General features: G+C 60.6%; 18 protein-coding genes and 2 tRNA genes. 12 read left to right on the top strand and 8 right to left on the bottom strand.

What is annotated here, in order from left to right; all coding sequences use genetic code 11:
- Window positions 1-106: 106 nt before the first annotated feature.
- From ABXS05_RS03550 to ABXS05_RS03520, 7 genes are all read left to right on the top strand, one after another.
- Window positions 107-191, top strand: a tRNA-Leu gene (locus ABXS05_RS03550).
- A 61-nt stretch (window positions 192-252) separates the two neighbouring features.
- The gene (gene tig / locus ABXS05_RS03545) at window positions 253-1,680 is read left to right on the top strand and encodes a trigger factor (RefSeq protein ID WP_311934880.1); all 1,428 of its coding nucleotides are present in this window, start codon (window positions 253-255) and stop codon (window positions 1,678-1,680) included.
- A 297-nt stretch (window positions 1,681-1,977) separates the two neighbouring features.
- Window positions 1,978-2,610, top strand: a complete 633-nt coding sequence (locus ABXS05_RS03540; protein WP_311934879.1) for an ATP-dependent Clp protease proteolytic subunit — start codon at window positions 1,978-1,980, stop codon at window positions 2,608-2,610.
- Window positions 2,611-2,889: 279 nt separating this feature from the next.
- Entirely contained in the window at window positions 2,890-4,149 is a 1,260-nt protein-coding gene (gene clpX / locus ABXS05_RS03535; protein WP_068296294.1) for an ATP-dependent Clp protease ATP-binding subunit ClpX, read from the top strand.
- A gap of 548 nt (window positions 4,150-4,697) precedes the next feature.
- Window positions 4,698-7,121 (top strand): endopeptidase La, encoded by a 2,424-nt coding sequence (lon, locus tag ABXS05_RS03530; protein WP_068296297.1) that lies wholly within the window; start codon window positions 4,698-4,700, stop codon window positions 7,119-7,121.
- Between the two features lie 117 nt (window positions 7,122-7,238).
- Window positions 7,239-7,314 (top strand) — tRNA-Val (locus ABXS05_RS03525).
- A gap of 147 nt (window positions 7,315-7,461) precedes the next feature.
- The gene (locus ABXS05_RS03520; protein ID WP_367622949.1) at window positions 7,462-7,716 is read left to right on the top strand and encodes a hypothetical protein; all 255 of its coding nucleotides are present in this window, start codon (window positions 7,462-7,464) and stop codon (window positions 7,714-7,716) included.
- A gap of 35 nt (window positions 7,717-7,751) precedes the next feature.
- Here the strand turns inward: ABXS05_RS03520 and ABXS05_RS03515 are convergent, their stop codons facing one another.
- From ABXS05_RS03515 to ABXS05_RS03500, 4 genes are all read right to left on the bottom strand, one after another.
- Window positions 7,752-8,210, bottom strand: a complete 459-nt coding sequence (locus ABXS05_RS03515) for a thermonuclease family protein (protein ID WP_367622948.1) — start codon at window positions 8,208-8,210, stop codon at window positions 7,752-7,754.
- A gap of 15 nt (window positions 8,211-8,225) precedes the next feature.
- A complete protein-coding gene (locus tag ABXS05_RS03510) occupies window positions 8,226-8,579 on the bottom strand; it encodes a hypothetical protein (protein ID WP_367622947.1) in 354 nt (117 codons plus the stop codon).
- A gap of 290 nt (window positions 8,580-8,869) precedes the next feature.
- Window positions 8,870-9,130, bottom strand: a complete 261-nt coding sequence (locus tag ABXS05_RS03505) for a hypothetical protein (protein ID WP_367622946.1) — start codon at window positions 9,128-9,130, stop codon at window positions 8,870-8,872.
- Window positions 9,127-9,582 (bottom strand): hypothetical protein, encoded by a 456-nt coding sequence (locus tag ABXS05_RS03500; protein WP_367622945.1) that lies wholly within the window; start codon window positions 9,580-9,582, stop codon window positions 9,127-9,129. Before ABXS05_RS03500 ends, ABXS05_RS03505 begins: the two co-directional genes overlap by 4 nt.
- Window positions 9,583-9,734: 152 nt before the next feature.
- On the opposite strand from ABXS05_RS03500, the gene ABXS05_RS03495 reads away from it, so the two are divergent.
- From ABXS05_RS03495 to ABXS05_RS03475, 5 genes are all read left to right on the top strand, one after another.
- Entirely contained in the window at window positions 9,735-10,403 is a 669-nt protein-coding gene (locus ABXS05_RS03495) for an SOS response-associated peptidase (RefSeq protein WP_367622944.1), read from the top strand.
- Window positions 10,404-10,452: 49 nt separating this feature from the next.
- Complete coding sequence (locus tag ABXS05_RS03490; protein WP_367622943.1) at window positions 10,453-10,911, top strand: macro domain-containing protein; 459 nt, start codon at window positions 10,453-10,455, stop codon at window positions 10,909-10,911.
- Entirely contained in the window at window positions 10,889-11,215 is a 327-nt protein-coding gene (locus tag ABXS05_RS03485; RefSeq protein WP_367623437.1) for a hypothetical protein, read from the top strand. The genes ABXS05_RS03490 and ABXS05_RS03485 overlap by 23 nt, the downstream gene beginning before the upstream one ends.
- A gap of 21 nt (window positions 11,216-11,236) precedes the next feature.
- Entirely contained in the window at window positions 11,237-11,617 is a 381-nt protein-coding gene (locus ABXS05_RS03480; RefSeq protein ID WP_367622942.1) for a hypothetical protein, read from the top strand.
- A 135-nt stretch (window positions 11,618-11,752) separates the two neighbouring features.
- Window positions 11,753-12,154 (top strand): hypothetical protein, encoded by a 402-nt coding sequence (locus tag ABXS05_RS03475; protein WP_367622941.1) that lies wholly within the window; start codon window positions 11,753-11,755, stop codon window positions 12,152-12,154.
- A 339-nt stretch (window positions 12,155-12,493) separates the two neighbouring features.
- On the opposite strand, the gene ABXS05_RS03470 is transcribed toward ABXS05_RS03475, so the two are convergent.
- From ABXS05_RS03470 to ABXS05_RS03455, 4 genes are read right to left on the bottom strand one after another with little or no spacing between them, the layout of a single operon-like run.
- Window positions 12,494-12,856: a hypothetical protein gene (locus ABXS05_RS03470; protein WP_367622940.1), complete on the bottom strand. Its 363-nt coding sequence runs from the start codon at window positions 12,854-12,856 to the stop codon at window positions 12,494-12,496.
- Between the two features lie 16 nt (window positions 12,857-12,872).
- Window positions 12,873-13,067: a hypothetical protein gene (locus ABXS05_RS03465; RefSeq protein ID WP_367622939.1), complete on the bottom strand. Its 195-nt coding sequence runs from the start codon at window positions 13,065-13,067 to the stop codon at window positions 12,873-12,875.
- On the bottom strand, window positions 13,036-13,329 hold the full coding sequence (locus ABXS05_RS03460; protein WP_367622938.1) for a hypothetical protein: 294 nt from the start codon (window positions 13,327-13,329) through the stop codon (window positions 13,036-13,038). The genes ABXS05_RS03465 and ABXS05_RS03460 overlap by 32 nt, the downstream gene beginning before the upstream one ends.
- Window positions 13,326-13,973 (bottom strand): hypothetical protein, encoded by a 648-nt coding sequence (locus tag ABXS05_RS03455; protein ID WP_367622937.1) that lies wholly within the window; start codon window positions 13,971-13,973, stop codon window positions 13,326-13,328. The genes ABXS05_RS03460 and ABXS05_RS03455 overlap by 4 nt, the downstream gene beginning before the upstream one ends.
- Window positions 13,974-13,987: the final 14 nt, after the last annotated feature.

Genomic DNA, 13,987 nt, shown 5'->3' with positions numbered 1-13,987 from the left:
AATATCATGCAGGGGATGGCATTTTTTTGCTGCATCAATTTCATGACATGCTATATGGCGCCACTCGTTTCGCAGAATGCAAGTTTTGCGAGAGGGAGCCCTATTTGCGGGCGTGGCGGAACTGGTAGACGCGCTGGATTTAGGTTCCAGTGATGAAAGTCGTGGGGGTTCGAGCCCCTCCGCCCGCACCACGATCGGCCTCGACGGCTTAAAGACGGGGCGGCTACGAACTCACGGATTCGGGACAAGAATATGCAGGTGACCCAAACCCTGGCCGATGGCCTGAAGCGGGAATTCAAAGTGGTGGTGCCGGCGGCTGATATCGCCTCGCGCACCGATGCCCAGTTGGAAGACATGAAGGGCAAGGTCCGCGTCAACGGCTTTCGTCCGGGCAAGGTGCCGGTGGCGCATCTGCGTCGTCTCTACGGTCGCTCGGTCACGGCTGATGTCGTCAACAATTTCGTTGGCGAAGCCAATCGCAAGATCGTCGATGACAACCAGATCAAGCTGGCCATGGAGCCCAAGCTCGATTTCGGTGCCGACGATGAGGGCGTGACCCAGGTACTCGACGGCAAGGCCGATCTCGCTTGGACCGTCGCCGTGGAAGTGCTGCCGACCTTCGAGGTAGGCGACATCAACGGCATCAAGATCGTCAAGCCGGTGGCCGAAGTCGCCGACGAAGAGGTGCAGTCGCGCCTCGAGGATCTGGCCCGCCGCAACGTCACTTATGCCGACAAGAAGGCCAAGTCGAAGGCTGAGAACCGCGACCGCGTGATCGTCGATTTCGTCGGCAAGATCGACGGCGTCGAGTTCGAAGGCGGCAAGGGCGAGGATATCTCCGTCGATCTCGGCTCCAAGACCTTCATTCCGGGCTTCGAGGATCAGCTGATCGGCGTCACCGCCGGCCAAGAGAAGACCATCGAGGTCAAGTTCCCCACCAACTATGCCTCCGACACACTGGCCGGCAAGGACGCCACCTTCGACGTCAAGGTCAAGGCGGTGCAGGCTCCGGCTGAACTCGTCGTCGACGACGAGCTTGCCAAGTCCGTCGGTCTCGAGTCGCTCGACAAGCTCAAGGAAGTGATCAAGAGCTCGATCGAAGGCGAGTACAATGCCGCCTCGCGCAGCAAGGTGAAGCGCCAGCTTCTCGATGCGCTCGATGCCAAATATTCCTTCGATCTGCCGCCGACCCTGTTCCAGCAGGAGTTCGACAATGTCTGGCTGCAGGTCGAGCGCGAGATGCAGCAGACCGGCCGCACCTTCGAGCAGGAAAACACCACCGAAGAGGCCGCCAAGGAAGACTATCGCAAGATCGCGGCCCGCCGCGTTCGCCTCGGTCTTGTCCTGGCCGAGATCGGCGAGAGCAACAAGATCCAGGTGACCGACGAAGAGGCGACCCGCGCCGTGATCGAGCGCGCCCGCCAGTTCCCGGGCCAGGAGCGCCAGATCTGGGAGTTCTACACCAAGAACCCGCAGGCGATTGCCGAGCTGCGTGCGCCGATCTTCGAGGACAAGGTCGTCGACCACATCCTGTCGCTCGCCGACGTCACCGAGAACAAGGTCTCCAAGGAGGACCTGTTCAAGGAAGACGACGAGCAGGCCGCTTCCGCAGCTGCCGAGGACAAGCCGGCCAAGGCCAAGAAGACAAAGGCTGCCAAGGCTGCCGAGTCCGCGGAATAAGGCTGCGTCGGGCCGTCATGGCTCGTCCCAACGAATATGCGATGGCCGGGCCTGCCCCGGCCATTGTCGTTCTCGAATGTCCTCAATGTCGCAAAAGGCGGAGAGGGGACTTGCAGGACGCAGTTTGACGACACATTTGCGACGGGAGGGTTCGTTTCTGCCAGGGCAAGCTACCCTCGACACCCGTTGCGCCTTCATGTCCTTGCGGGAGACAGGAAGGTTCACTTGACAAACAGGCTCGCGATCCCTGCCCTGACGGGAACATGGACTGCCGAGATTCGCTTGCTGGAGAGATTGATGCGAGATCCGATCGACTTCTATACCAACAACCTCATACCGACCGTGGTCGAGAGCACCAATCGCGGCGAGCGGGCCTGGGACATCTATTCGCGCCTGATGCGCGAGCGCATCATCTTCCTGACCGGTCCGGTGGAAGACTACATGGCCTCCATCGTGGTGGCCCAGCTGCTGTTCCTCGAAGGGGAGAACCCCAAGAAGGAAATCGCGATGTACATCAACTCGCCGGGCGGGGTGGTGACGGCGGGGCTGTCGATCTACGACACCATGCAGTTCATTCGCTCGCCGATCTCCACGCTTTGCGTCGGCCAGGCCGCCTCGATGGGATCGCTCCTGCTGGCCGCCGGCGAGAAGGATCTGCGCTTCGCTCTGCCCAATGCGCGCATCATGGTGCATCAGCCTTCGGGCGGATATCAGGGCCAGGCGACCGACATCCTCATCCATGCCGAAGAGACGCGGCGTGTGAAGCAGAGGCTGAATGAAATCTACGTCAAGCATACCGGCCAGGACATCAAGGCGATCCAGGAAGCCCTGGAGCGTGATAATTTCATGGACGCAGAACAGGCGAAAGCTTTCGGTCTGGTCGACCATGTGAGCGAGAAGCGGCCCGAGGAAGCCTCGCCCAAGCCTTAATGTAACCCTGCGGGAGATACCTGCACGAGTTTCGCCACAGTTCGTTGCAATGGATATCGGTAATGATCTGTTGACGTGGGGGGCGCTAGATTCCAGCATTGGACCTGCTGGATGCAGCGTCACCGAAGATTGCAGGGGCGGCCGCCACTTGGCATAGCCCTTGCAAGACGAGCTTGGTCGATGCAGGTACGCCTGCGCGATCGTATTTACAGCCACGGGGATGCCCGTGGGATTATGCGGAATGTCCGTTCCGCCGAGAGAGCCCGAAAGGGGGATGCCATGACCAAGGCCGGCAGCGATACCAAGAACACGCTCTACTGCTCGTTCTGCGGCAAGAGCCAGCACGAAGTTCGCAAGCTCATCGCCGGCCCGACGGTATTCATCTGCGATGAATGTGTCGAGCTGTGCATGGATATTATTCGCGAGGAGAACAAGTCCTCGCTGGTGAAGTCGCGCGACGGAGTGCCCACCCCGCGTGAGATCTGCAAGGTGCTCGACGATTACGTGATCGGCCAGATGCAGGCCAAGCGCGTGCTCTCGGTGGCCGTGCACAATCACTACAAGCGCCTCAACCATGCCACCAAGCACAGCGATGTCGAACTGGCGAAGTCCAACATCCTGATGATCGGGCCGACCGGCTCGGGCAAGACGCTGCTTGCCCAGACCATGGCTCGCATCATCGACGTGCCCTTCACCATGGCCGACGCCACCACCCTGACGGAAGCCGGCTATGTCGGCGAGGATGTCGAGAACATCATCCTCAAGCTCCTGCAGGCAGCCGACTACAATGTCGAGCGTGCCCAGCGCGGCATCGTCTATATCGACGAGGTCGACAAGATCAGCCGCAAGTCCGACAACCCCTCGATCACCCGCGACGTCTCGGGCGAGGGCGTGCAGCAGGCCTTGCTGAAGATCATGGAAGGCACGGTGGCCAGCGTTCCGCCCCAGGGTGGACGCAAGCATCCCCAGCAGGAGTTCCTGCAGGTCGACACCACCAACATCCTGTTCATCTGCGGCGGCGCCTTCTCGGGTCTCGAGAAGATCATCTCTAGTCGCGGCAAGGGCACCTCGATCGGCTTCGGCGCCCGCGTGGTGACGCCGGAGGACCGGCGTACCGGCGAGATCTTCCGCGAGGTCGAGCCCGAGGATCTTCTGAAGTTCGGCCTGATCCCGGAATTCGTCGGGCGTCTGCCGGTCATCGCGACCTTGGAAGACCTCGATGAGCCGGCGCTGATCAAGATCCTGACCGAGCCGAAGAATGCGCTCGTGAAGCAGTATCAGCGCCTGTTCGAGATGGAAGGCATCGATCTGACCTTCCAGGACGAGGCCTTGTCGTCGATTGCCAAGAAGGCGATCGAGCGCAAGACCGGTGCGCGCGGCCTGCGGTCGATCATGGAGGGCATTCTGCTCGACACCATGTTCGAACTGCCCGGCCTCGACGGCGTCGAGGAAGTGGTGATCTCCAAGGAGGTCGTCGACGGGCAGGCCAAGCCGCTCTTCATCTATTCCGAGAAGCAGGAGGTTTCCTCCACCGGCTGATGCCGGTTGGAGTAGCGCTCTCACTGCAATGCCGGCCTCTGGCCGGCATTGTCATGTCGGCATCTACCTGCAGGCATGTTGAAATGCATGGCTCCGTCCAAAGCGTTCCACTATTGCCAAGATCGACCATTCGCCGCAGTGGGCGTTGATTGCGCTGGACGTCGGAGGGGGGTATCGTGGGTCCAGGAGAGATCAGCACGATTCGAGCTGGTTTCCGTAGAAAAATACACGATTTAGGTGATTGTCGACACTTTTCGGGGCGTAACTCCAGAGATAACCCGAAGCTTCCGGCAATCAATCCAAAGTCGATCGAGCAGAAATTTACAGCGAGGTTCGCAGGTGCGAGAAGGAAAATCGAGACAGCGTAATTTCCCGGGATTAGCCGGCTTGACACTGTGCTTGGTGCTCTCCACCTAACCCTTATCGAAGCAACTGTGCCCATCCGGGGCAGTTGGGAATACCTCCGGGGTCGCTCTTCGTGTTGACCAGGAGGATAGCGTCGCTGGCATGGCTATTGCAGCGTGGTACGGCGCAAGAAAGGATATGCAATGACGACGAATAAGCAGCGTCCTCCGGTGCCGGCAGGTACTGTCGATACGTTCCCGGTGTTGCCTCTGCGCGATATCGTGGTGTTCCCTCACATGATCGTGCCGCTTTTCGTTGGCCGCGAGAAGTCGATCCGGGCGCTGGAAGAAGTCATGCGGACCGACCGCCACATCCTGCTGGCGACACAGCTCAATGCTGCCGAGGATGATCCGGCGCCGGACGCCATCTACAAGCTCGGCACGCTGGCTACCGTGCTGCAATTGCTGAAACTGCCCGATGGCACGGTGAAGGTGCTGGTCGAAGGTGTCGACCGTGCGCGCGTGCTCTCCTATTCCGGGCATGATGATTTCTACCAGGCTGAAGCCGAAGTGCTGGGCGACGGCAATGGCGAGAAGATCGAAGCCGAGGCGCTTGCCCGGTCCGTGGTCGCCGAATTCGAGAGCTATGTGAAGCTCAACAAGAAGGTGTCGCCGGAAGTCGTGGCCACGGTCACCCAGATCGAGGACTATTCCAAGCTGGCCGACACCATCGCCGCGCATCTTGCGGTGAAGATCGCCGACAAGCAGGAAGTGCTGGAGATCCTGTCGATACCGGCACGCCTGGAAAAGGTGCTCGCCTTGATGGAGAGCGAGATCTCCGTCCTGCAGGTCGAGAAGCGCATCCGCACCCGCGTCAAGCGGCAGATGGAGAAGACCCAGCGCGAGTACTATCTCAACGAGCAGATGAAGGCGATCCAGAAGGAACTGGGCGACGAGGAAGGCAAGGACGAACTCGGCGAACTCGAGCAGAAGATCAAGGACACCAAGCTCTCCAAGGAGGCCCGCGACAAGGCGCAGGCCGAGATGAAGAAGCTGCGCCAGATGTCTCCGATGTCGGCCGAAGCCACCGTCGTGCGCAACTACCTGGATTGGCTGATCTCCTTGCCCTGGGGCGACAAGTCCCGGATCAAGAAGGATCTGCCGCATGCCCAGGAGATCCTCGATGCCGATCACCATGGCCTGGAAAAGGTCAAGGAGCGCATCATCGAGTATCTGGCGGTGCAGCAGCGTGCCAACAAGCTGACCGGTCCGATCCTGTGCCTCGTCGGTCCGCCCGGCGTCGGCAAGACTTCGCTCGCCCGTTCGATCGCCAAGGCAACCGGCCGCGAATATGTGCGCATGTCGCTCGGCGGTGTGCGCGACGAGGCCGAGATCCGTGGCCATCGGCGTACCTATATCGGCTCGATGCCCGGCAAGGTCGTCCAGTCGATGCGCAAGGCCAAGAAGCAGAATCCGCTCTTCCTGCTCGATGAAATCGACAAGATGGGCCAGGATTTCCGCGGCGACCCGTCTTCGGCTCTCTTGGAGGTGCTGGATCCCGAGCAGAACTCGACGTTCAACGACCATTACCTCGAGGTCGACTACGACCTGTCGAACGTGATGTTCGTGACCACGGCGAACACGCTCAACATCCCGCCGGCTCTGCTGGACCGCATGGAGATCATCCGTCTCGCTGGCTACACGGAAGACGAGAAGGTCGAGATCGCCCGCAAGCATCTCATCCCTTCGTCCGTCCAGAAGCATGGTCTGAAGGCACGCGAGTTCTCGATCGATGACGAAGCCCTGCTCAACCTGGTGCGCCGCTATACCCAGGAAGCCGGGGTGCGTAACCTCGAGCGCGAGATCTCGAACCTGACCCGCAAGGCCGTCAAGGACATCCTGATGTCCAAGAAGAAGAGCGTGAAGGTGACCAACACGGTGCTCGAAGACTATCTCGGGGCCCCGCGTTATCGCTACGGCCAGGCCGAGCTCGAGGACCAGGTCGGCGCGGTCACGGGGCTGGCCTGGACCGAAGTCGGCGGCGTGCTTCTGACCATCGAAGCGGTCATGATGCCCGGCAAGGGCAAGATGATCGTGACGGGCAATCTGAAGGACGTCATGCGCGAGTCGATCTCCGCGGCTGCCTCCTATGTCCGCTCGCGCGCCATCGACTACGGCATCGAGCCGCCGCTGTTCGACAAGCGCGACGTGCATGTGCATCTGCCGGAAGGCGCAACGCCCAAGGATGGCCCCTCTGCCGGCATCGCCATGGCAACCGCCATGGTGTCGGTGATGACGGGCATCCCGGTTCGCCGCGACGTCGCCATGACCGGCGAGGTCACCCTGCGTGGTCGCGTGCTGCCGATCGGTGGCCTGAAGGAGAAGCTGCTCGCTGCTCTTAGGGCCGGCATCAAGACCGTTCTGATTCCGGAAGAGAACGCCAAGGACTTGGCCGAGCTTCCGGACAATGTGAAGAACGGCCTCGAACTGGTGCCGGTTTCCCGGATGGAAGAGGTTCTGCGCAGGGCGCTGGTGCGCATGCCCGAGCCCATCACCTGGGACGAGGACAAGAACGCGCCTCCGCCGGCCAAAGTCGGCGATGACAGCAATACCGTCGTCGCCCACTGACGCTGAAATGATCTAAGAGCGGCCGTGCCTCGACAAGGGCACGGCCGCTTTCTTTTGCCTTGCGAAGCGCGCGCAAGCGCAATAGACAGAGGCCGTGCGTGGGTCCTCCCGCGTTTAGGGCGGTTAGCTCAGTTGGTAGAGCATCTCGTTTACACCGAGAGGGTCGGCGGTTCGAGCCCGTCACCGCCCACCATATAGATCAAAGGGTTACGTCGTTTTTTCACGATCGACCCGGGCCATCGCACCAGAAACGCACCAGAAACCAGCCTTTTACTGGTGCAGATGTTCCCTTTCTGGCCTCGGATGCAATACACGCCCAAGCAGTGTAATATCGCCGCTCATGAGCGCGCCTATCCCCGGACCCCGGCGAATCAGTGACATCTCCGACCGCCTGCTGGAATGCGAGGAGGCGCTCGAGCGCTCTTTCCAAGACCTGGTCGAGCGCGCCGAAAGGGCTGGGTGGAACACGATCGAGATCACCGTCGCCCTGCAGAGCCTGGCCGATCACCACATGCTCGCCAAGGCCGAGAACTCGGGAACCGATGCTATGGTCGCGTTCGCAAATGAGAGACGGCGAATGCTGAAGGGCGACTGAGATGCAGCTCGCAGGCGTACGCGTGTAGCCGCTGTTCAGTTTTGTGGCCCACACCACCAGAGCCGCCGTTCCTCGCGCGCTGCTGCCCCTGCTTTCCAGGGCCGCGCTAAGTCCTCTCGAACGAGTTGCATGCCGGCGTTTACCCCCGAGGGGCTACCGATTCGCAGAGCGCCCAGAGTGCGTCCGTATAGGTCGCGGTGACCGTCACGCTCCACATAGACAACTTTGCCCCTGATCAACTGGGCTAGCCTCGCCTTGGCCTTAAGGCCCTGCTGCAACCCCTCATGGCAATCGGGATGGAAGACCTCCGGCGCGTCGATGTCCCGCAGCCTCACCCTTTCCGAGCAACCACGGCCCGGCGTTTTGCATGGCAGGGCAACCGTGTCGCCGTCGAGGACAATGATGCGGTTGCCATCGACCGGCTCGTACGTGGCCGCTGTGGCCGGAGAGGCGAGAAGCAATGCGAACACGGCGTTACGCAGAACTGATTTCATTCGTCCCTCATACCATCAGCCGCCGGCCGATTTCGATATCGGCACCCACCGGCCGCGCACCTTGTGAAGCCCTTTGCGCGCCATGTAAGCAGCTCGCTCCTCGTCGTTCCAGGTTTTGCGGTCGAACCACTCGCCGCCAAAGCGCTCCTGAAAGCGTTCGGCATGCTCTCGCTCGGCAAAGCAGAAGACGGAGTAGTGCACGGCATCCCGGCTGACCGAGTGCCCCCGTGGGCAAAGACTCAGGCCTTCGTCCCGGCAAAAGCCATGGACCACATCATAGTTTCTGCCTCCGCACGTTTCTTGAGGAATGCGAATCTGGTGGGGCCAACCGTAGTCGATGCCAGAGGCACGTAGCTCGTTTCGTCTCATGTCACTCCCGCGAAGGACGGATCACCATGCCCTCGAAAAAATCGACCCGCTTGGTGTGCCACCGGTTGCCGGCCAATCTGAATGCCAGGCTCGCTGTTGTCGGTCGTGCCCCGCACTTGGCGCACACCGTGCGATCAAAGAGCCCGAAGAGTGAGCCAGGGCGCTGCAGGATGTACTTCTCGAACTCGATCTGACCTTCATGCCGGCATCGCCGGCACACGATGGACAGATGCGTCCAGCCGAACTCAAGCGCTTGGTGGATCGTTTGGGGCGGGTTATCTCTCCCCATATCAGTCGTCCGATTTATCCGAGATCGTCACGTCGCCGTCGGTCAGGAGGCCCTCCCACCGGCCTCGCGAGTATCCCCGCGAGATATCCTGCGCGAGTTGCGCGATATCTTCGTTTCGTTGTTCAAGCTCAGCCCGGCAATGATCCAGCGCTACCAGCAGGGCGCGCACAGCTGCTCTCGCGTCGCCCTCACAGGCCGCGATTGCATCGTCCACGCTGGTTTCGAGATCCTCGGCGGCCGGCTCAAAGGCCGGACGGGTCATTCGTCTTGAACGACGCGGAGATTCCGATGTTTTGCAGGCTTAGCAGCCTTTGGCTGCTCGGCGAAGTAGGCGTCTTCATCGATTCCAAGGTTGTGCATGTAATCCAGTTCGCCCTTCGTGAAGTCGTCGTCATCGTCGACCTCACCATTGTCTTCGTCCTCTTGCATCCTCAGGGCCGTGCGAGCCCGCAAGTGAGGCTCACGGCGCTCTCGATCAGTGACAAGGGGAGGCTGGCCATCTTTTGCGCGCATATCGTCCAACATGAGCCGGACCGCGTCCAACTCGTCATCCATCTCCATACCGCGCTTGATCAACCGCTCCAGCGCCACCATCGGATCGCCACCGGCCTCGCGCATCAGATCGTGCAGGATATTTTTCGGCGTGCGGTTGATGTTGAATAGGTCGAGACGATCGCTGTCCATCGAATAGAAGCCGGACACATCGGTGAGCATTTAAGCCTCCATCAGAGGGTTATCATGCCCAAAAGGCTACGCTCGCTTTTTTCGCGAGTCGAGTCTTTTGTTCTCATTTCGTTCACGGTATAGGGAAGGGGTTGCGCGCGGTCCGTTGGCGCATCATGCTCGCCGCAAACGAGGGACCAGGGATGTGCAACCTGTTCAACCAGCAGATGACCCAGGAAGAGCTTCGCCAACTCGGTCCGGTCATTCGAGACACAATCAACTGGCCTGATGCCGTCGACATCTTTCCCGACTATCCGTCCCCGATCATTCGAGACGGAGCCGATGGCGTCCGCGAGCTTGTCCTGGCGCGGTGGGGAATGCCAACCCCTCCGAAGTTCCTAGAGGGCAAGAAGAGCGATCCCGGCGTCACCAACATCCGCAACGTTGCCTCGCCTCACTGGCGCCGATGGCTGGGCCCGGAAAACCGTTGCCTGGTTCCGTTCACCGCCTTTTCCGAATACTCCGACAGCGAGAAGAACGAGAAGGGCGGCAAGGCGCTGAAGTGGTTCGCCCTCAACGACAATAAGCCCCTGGCCGTCTTCGCCGGTATCTGGACGAACTGGACGTCGGTTCGGAAGGTGAAGGAGGGCGAGGTAACCGCCGATGTCTTCGGCTTCCTGACGACCGAGCCGAATGCTGTGGTGAAGCCGCATCATGCCAAGGCAATGCCCGTGATCCTGACGACGGCCGAGGAACGCGATGCCTGGATGAGGGCTCCATGGAATGAGGCGAAGACCCTGCAGCGCCCATTGCCAGATGATCAACTGGTTGTCGTGCCACGGCCGGCGAACGCGAGTTCCGCAGAGCGATGAAACCTCAGCTCGTAATTTGCGGTACCGATTTCATTCGAAGGAAAGAGCTGTGCACGTTATCCAAGGCGACCTAGTCGCTCTCGCCCTAGATGGCCATTTCGACGTGATCATCCATGGCTGCAATTGCCAGTGCCAAATGGGTAAGGGCATCGCACTCACCATCAAACAACGCTTTCCCGAGGCATACGCGGCCGACCTACGCACCGTGAAGGGAGATGCCAGCAAACTAGGAACCTTTTCCAGTGCGACAATCCAGCGAGCCACCAGCACATTCACGGTCGTAAATGCCTATACGCAGTTCCATTGGCGCGGTGAGGGCGTAAAGGCTGATTACGGTGCGATCCGTCAGGCAATGCGCGCGGTCAAGTCGAACTTTTCAGGTCAGCGCATCGGGTATCCGCGAATTGGCGCCGGTCTTGCCGGTGGGGATTGGGATGTGATCGCCGCTCTCATCGACGAAGAACTTGACGGGCAGGATCACACCCTTGTCGAATTTACCCCCAGATAATCAAGCTCGTGGCCGCATAAGCCGGCCTTTGTGGCCCGATATCCGCCGCGGCGCTGTTCTGCTGCTGAAACAGATGCCGTGGCCCAATCATCCGGCCACGATCCTGCCAGGCGGGCCGCCCGAGCTCGTGCCCGGCGAACGGCCTGGCCTTGGCGCCTTCATCGTTACCGCGACCTTCACTGCGATCATCGTGCGCGTTGACAACATAAGCTTCCGGCTGGAGCCGGAGGGCGGGGAACTCGGCACCAGGTGGGTCGTCGTCTGGGTGCGAACAGAAACCGAATCTACACCGTTCCGTCGCTGAGTCCGTTGAGAGGTAGAGACAATGGCCGACCCTGCTGAGCAGCTGTTCGATCTGCCGTTTGACGGAGAGATGCCGATGCCTGCCGCCCTTGTTCGAGCTCCATCCTATACCGGCCCGTTCGCCGACGAACTCGCCAAGCTGGTGCGCGAGAACCCGACGCCGGATCCGCGGCGATGGGAGCAGGCCAAGCGCGACGCGATTGAGTTCCTATCGGACTGGGGCGACCAGGCGGCCGAACTGGGCTGGACGGCCGAGGAGCTGTTCGGGCTGCATCCCGTGGCGCCGCTGACCCGCTACGATGTAATGGGCTTGGTCTGGCTGCTGAACGGCAAAGAGATCAGCTCGATCGACGAGCGGACGGCCAAGATCGGGGCGACGACGTACTATCGAACGAAGCCATGAAACGGCAAAAAGCCCCTCCAGCCCGAAGACCAGAGGGGCACCGAAAGGCGTTGCAAAAGTCGGCCGCAAAAGAGAAACTTTAATTGGGAATTTTGCGACGAAGATGGGTAAGGCACAAACGACTGGCGAATAGCGATGGGTCAAAAACTCGATTCTAGACGGACATTGCCGCCAGACGACTCCTCGATCGTAGTCGATGCTGAAGGATTCTCACTGATCTGCGAAGGTGAGGCCGTCTACCGTGTGGACTGGCAGCGTGTGCATCAGATTGCAGGGTACACGCGCTTCCGCGATCTAAAACCGGAGCTTTGTCTGGCATTTGCGTTCTCGCGCCGCCAAAGAGATCAAGTTGTTGTTCATAATGATGTCCCCGGTTGGGATAGATTGTGCGCTGCGCTGGCCGTATCGTTTCCTGGCGCTGACCCCGATTGGCGCTCAAAAGCGGCTCACGATGTCGATGCGCCTGAATCCTATGCGCCAGTGGGCTCAGTCGTGCCTATCTTCACGGTAAACCCAACCATCGTTTGGGCAAAGTAGGTTCAACCTCGCTAAGACCGCTTTCGTCGCGCAATTCCTGGCTTTCCCGACAGCCGGCGTCGACATTGAAATCGCAGCGTGGTTCTTGTTGCAAAAGTCGGCCGCAAAACTCGACATCTGCAAACGATATTTGCGACGCATTCCGGCCGGGGGGGGGGCGTAAAAGCAAAATCGCCCCTGATCCCGAAGGACCAGGGGCGATGTGCTGCCGTTACGGCACCGTTTCACGAATGTGTCACGTGATATGAAAATAATCAGTCTTGTCTCATAGGTTCGCGAGACATACCCCATCTTGACCCGACCTCCCCAATAGGTCGGGTCTTTTTCTTCCTGGGCCATTCATTGGCTGGATCGTTTGCCGACAACCTCTCGCACCAGGGCGTCGAGCTTGACGCCAAGTTTCTCCAGCGTGTCGGTCAGACGCTCTTCGACGGCAGCGACCATGGCAGTTGACGCATACTCCCGCGCCATCTCCAGCCTGACGGTTACTATCTCGTCGCGCAGATCTTCGACCCGGCCCGTGATATCGACCCGTACCGCTTCGATACGCGTCAAAGCATGTTCGTGAGATGCTTTGATCTCGCGATCGGCCGCTGCACGGATGCCGTCCATCTTCGACCACAGGAACCAGAGGGCGCCGGCAATGAAAGCAAGGGCAGCGAAGACCGGAGCCAGATCGCCCCACTGGATTGCACCACTCATTTCATCTTCCGCCGATCTAAGGTTTCAGGCCGCGGCATAGCCGCGCTTCACGGTCGAGACGATCGAGGTCTCCGACGACAGGGAAGGCGTCGGGATGAGCGTCGAGATAGTCGGCGGCACGATTGAGCGAGGCCGCCGCCAGGGGATTGGGGCAGATCGGCGCGAGCTGACGCTGGATCTCAGCCTGCCGATTGGTTGCCTTGGCCGGCACCGCTGCCACCGCTTTCGGCGACGGCTCGTGCGCGCAACTCGGCAGCCAGATCGCCAGCAGAGCCAGCGGGAGAAAGTTGCGAGCGCGCATCGGCTACTCCGGTGATGACCTGTTGGGTTTCGGTGGCAGCGGATGAGACGGCCGCTTTCGCGATCGCCTCATCTGCCTTCTGCTGGGTCTGCCAGGTCGTCAGCCAATCGGTGGCGGCCTTGCCGAAGGCATCGAGGAACAGAGCCAGCAGCGCAGACCAGAACGCGCTCATGCGGCAGCAGGCGCAGCAACAGGCGCGGCGGTGGGTGCTGGCGCCGGCGTGGTTCCGGTGATCACCGGCGTGCCGTTGACGGTGGTCACGCTGGCCGCAGCATCAAGGTTGAGCCTAGCGATGATCTTCTGTGCAATGGCATCGAGGCCGCCCATCCAGTTTATCAGCCACTGCGGAGCATGGATGGTCACATAGTTCAGCGCCTGGGCGAGAACGGCATTGCCGACATTGACGCTCAACGTCTTACCGGCCGTGGCGCCCTCGACGGCATTGATCGCATAGCCGATGGCCTTGGTCAGAAGCTGGTCGACCTGCATTGTGGAGATGATCTGGCCGATGCTCGCCGGGAGCTTCCGGACGAGCCAGAGCAGCGCCACCGGGACGATCTCAAGGATGAGCATGCCGATGCTGTTGATCCAATCGCCATAGGGGATCGATACGGCGGTGTCGGCGGCCGCGGTTGCCGTCTGAGCGAGAGCCGGAGCGACGAGGGCGAACAACGCTACGGCACCAGCCCAGGCGTAGGCGGGGAGGACGGGAGCGACAACGCCGGCTGCGAAGAGTACCAGGCCAACGAGGGGATGGAAGAAGACAGAGGTCACCAGCGCGAGCGCCAGCAGCGCCGCGAGATAGAAGCGGTTCATGGTGGTTGATTCCT

The organism is Labrys neptuniae, assembly GCF_040797145.1.
GTDB lineage: Bacteria > Pseudomonadota > Alphaproteobacteria > Rhizobiales > Labraceae > Labrys > Labrys neptuniae.
Note: the sequence above shows the minus strand (reverse complement) of the source record. Positions and strands in the feature narration are given on the sequence as shown.

What these genes read in the sequence shown, in the direction of transcription:
- tig (WP_311934880.1), top strand. Translation starts at nt 253, where the DNA reads ATGCAGGTGACCCAAACCCTGGCCGATGGCCTGAAGCGGGAATTCAAA.
- ABXS05_RS03540 (WP_311934879.1), top strand. Translation starts at nt 1,978, where the DNA reads ATGCGAGATCCGATCGACTTCTATACCAACAACCTCATACCGACCGTG.
- clpX (WP_068296294.1), top strand. Translation starts at nt 2,890, where the DNA reads ATGACCAAGGCCGGCAGCGATACCAAGAACACGCTCTACTGCTCGTTC.
- lon (WP_068296297.1), top strand. Translation starts at nt 4,698, where the DNA reads ATGACGACGAATAAGCAGCGTCCTCCGGTGCCGGCAGGTACTGTCGAT.
- ABXS05_RS03520 (WP_367622949.1), top strand. Translation starts at nt 7,462, where the DNA reads ATGAGCGCGCCTATCCCCGGACCCCGGCGAATCAGTGACATCTCCGAC.
- ABXS05_RS03515 (WP_367622948.1), bottom strand. Translation starts at nt 8,210, where the DNA reads ATGAAATCAGTTCTGCGTAACGCCGTGTTCGCATTGCTTCTCGCCTCT.
- ABXS05_RS03510 (WP_367622947.1), bottom strand. Translation starts at nt 8,579, where the DNA reads ATGAGACGAAACGAGCTACGTGCCTCTGGCATCGACTACGGTTGGCCC.
- ABXS05_RS03505 (WP_367622946.1), bottom strand. Translation starts at nt 9,130, where the DNA reads ATGACCCGTCCGGCCTTTGAGCCGGCCGCCGAGGATCTCGAAACCAGC.
- ABXS05_RS03500 (WP_367622945.1), bottom strand. Translation starts at nt 9,582, where the DNA reads ATGCTCACCGATGTGTCCGGCTTCTATTCGATGGACAGCGATCGTCTC.
- ABXS05_RS03495 (WP_367622944.1), top strand. Translation starts at nt 9,735, where the DNA reads ATGTGCAACCTGTTCAACCAGCAGATGACCCAGGAAGAGCTTCGCCAA.
- ABXS05_RS03480 (WP_367622942.1), top strand. Translation starts at nt 11,237, where the DNA reads ATGGCCGACCCTGCTGAGCAGCTGTTCGATCTGCCGTTTGACGGAGAG.
- ABXS05_RS03475 (WP_367622941.1), top strand. Translation starts at nt 11,753, where the DNA reads ATGGGTCAAAAACTCGATTCTAGACGGACATTGCCGCCAGACGACTCC.
- ABXS05_RS03470 (WP_367622940.1), bottom strand. Translation starts at nt 12,856, where the DNA reads ATGAGTGGTGCAATCCAGTGGGGCGATCTGGCTCCGGTCTTCGCTGCC.
- ABXS05_RS03460 (WP_367622938.1), bottom strand. Translation starts at nt 13,329, where the DNA reads ATGAGCGCGTTCTGGTCTGCGCTGCTGGCTCTGTTCCTCGATGCCTTC.
- ABXS05_RS03455 (WP_367622937.1), bottom strand. Translation starts at nt 13,973, where the DNA reads ATGAACCGCTTCTATCTCGCGGCGCTGCTGGCGCTCGCGCTGGTGACC.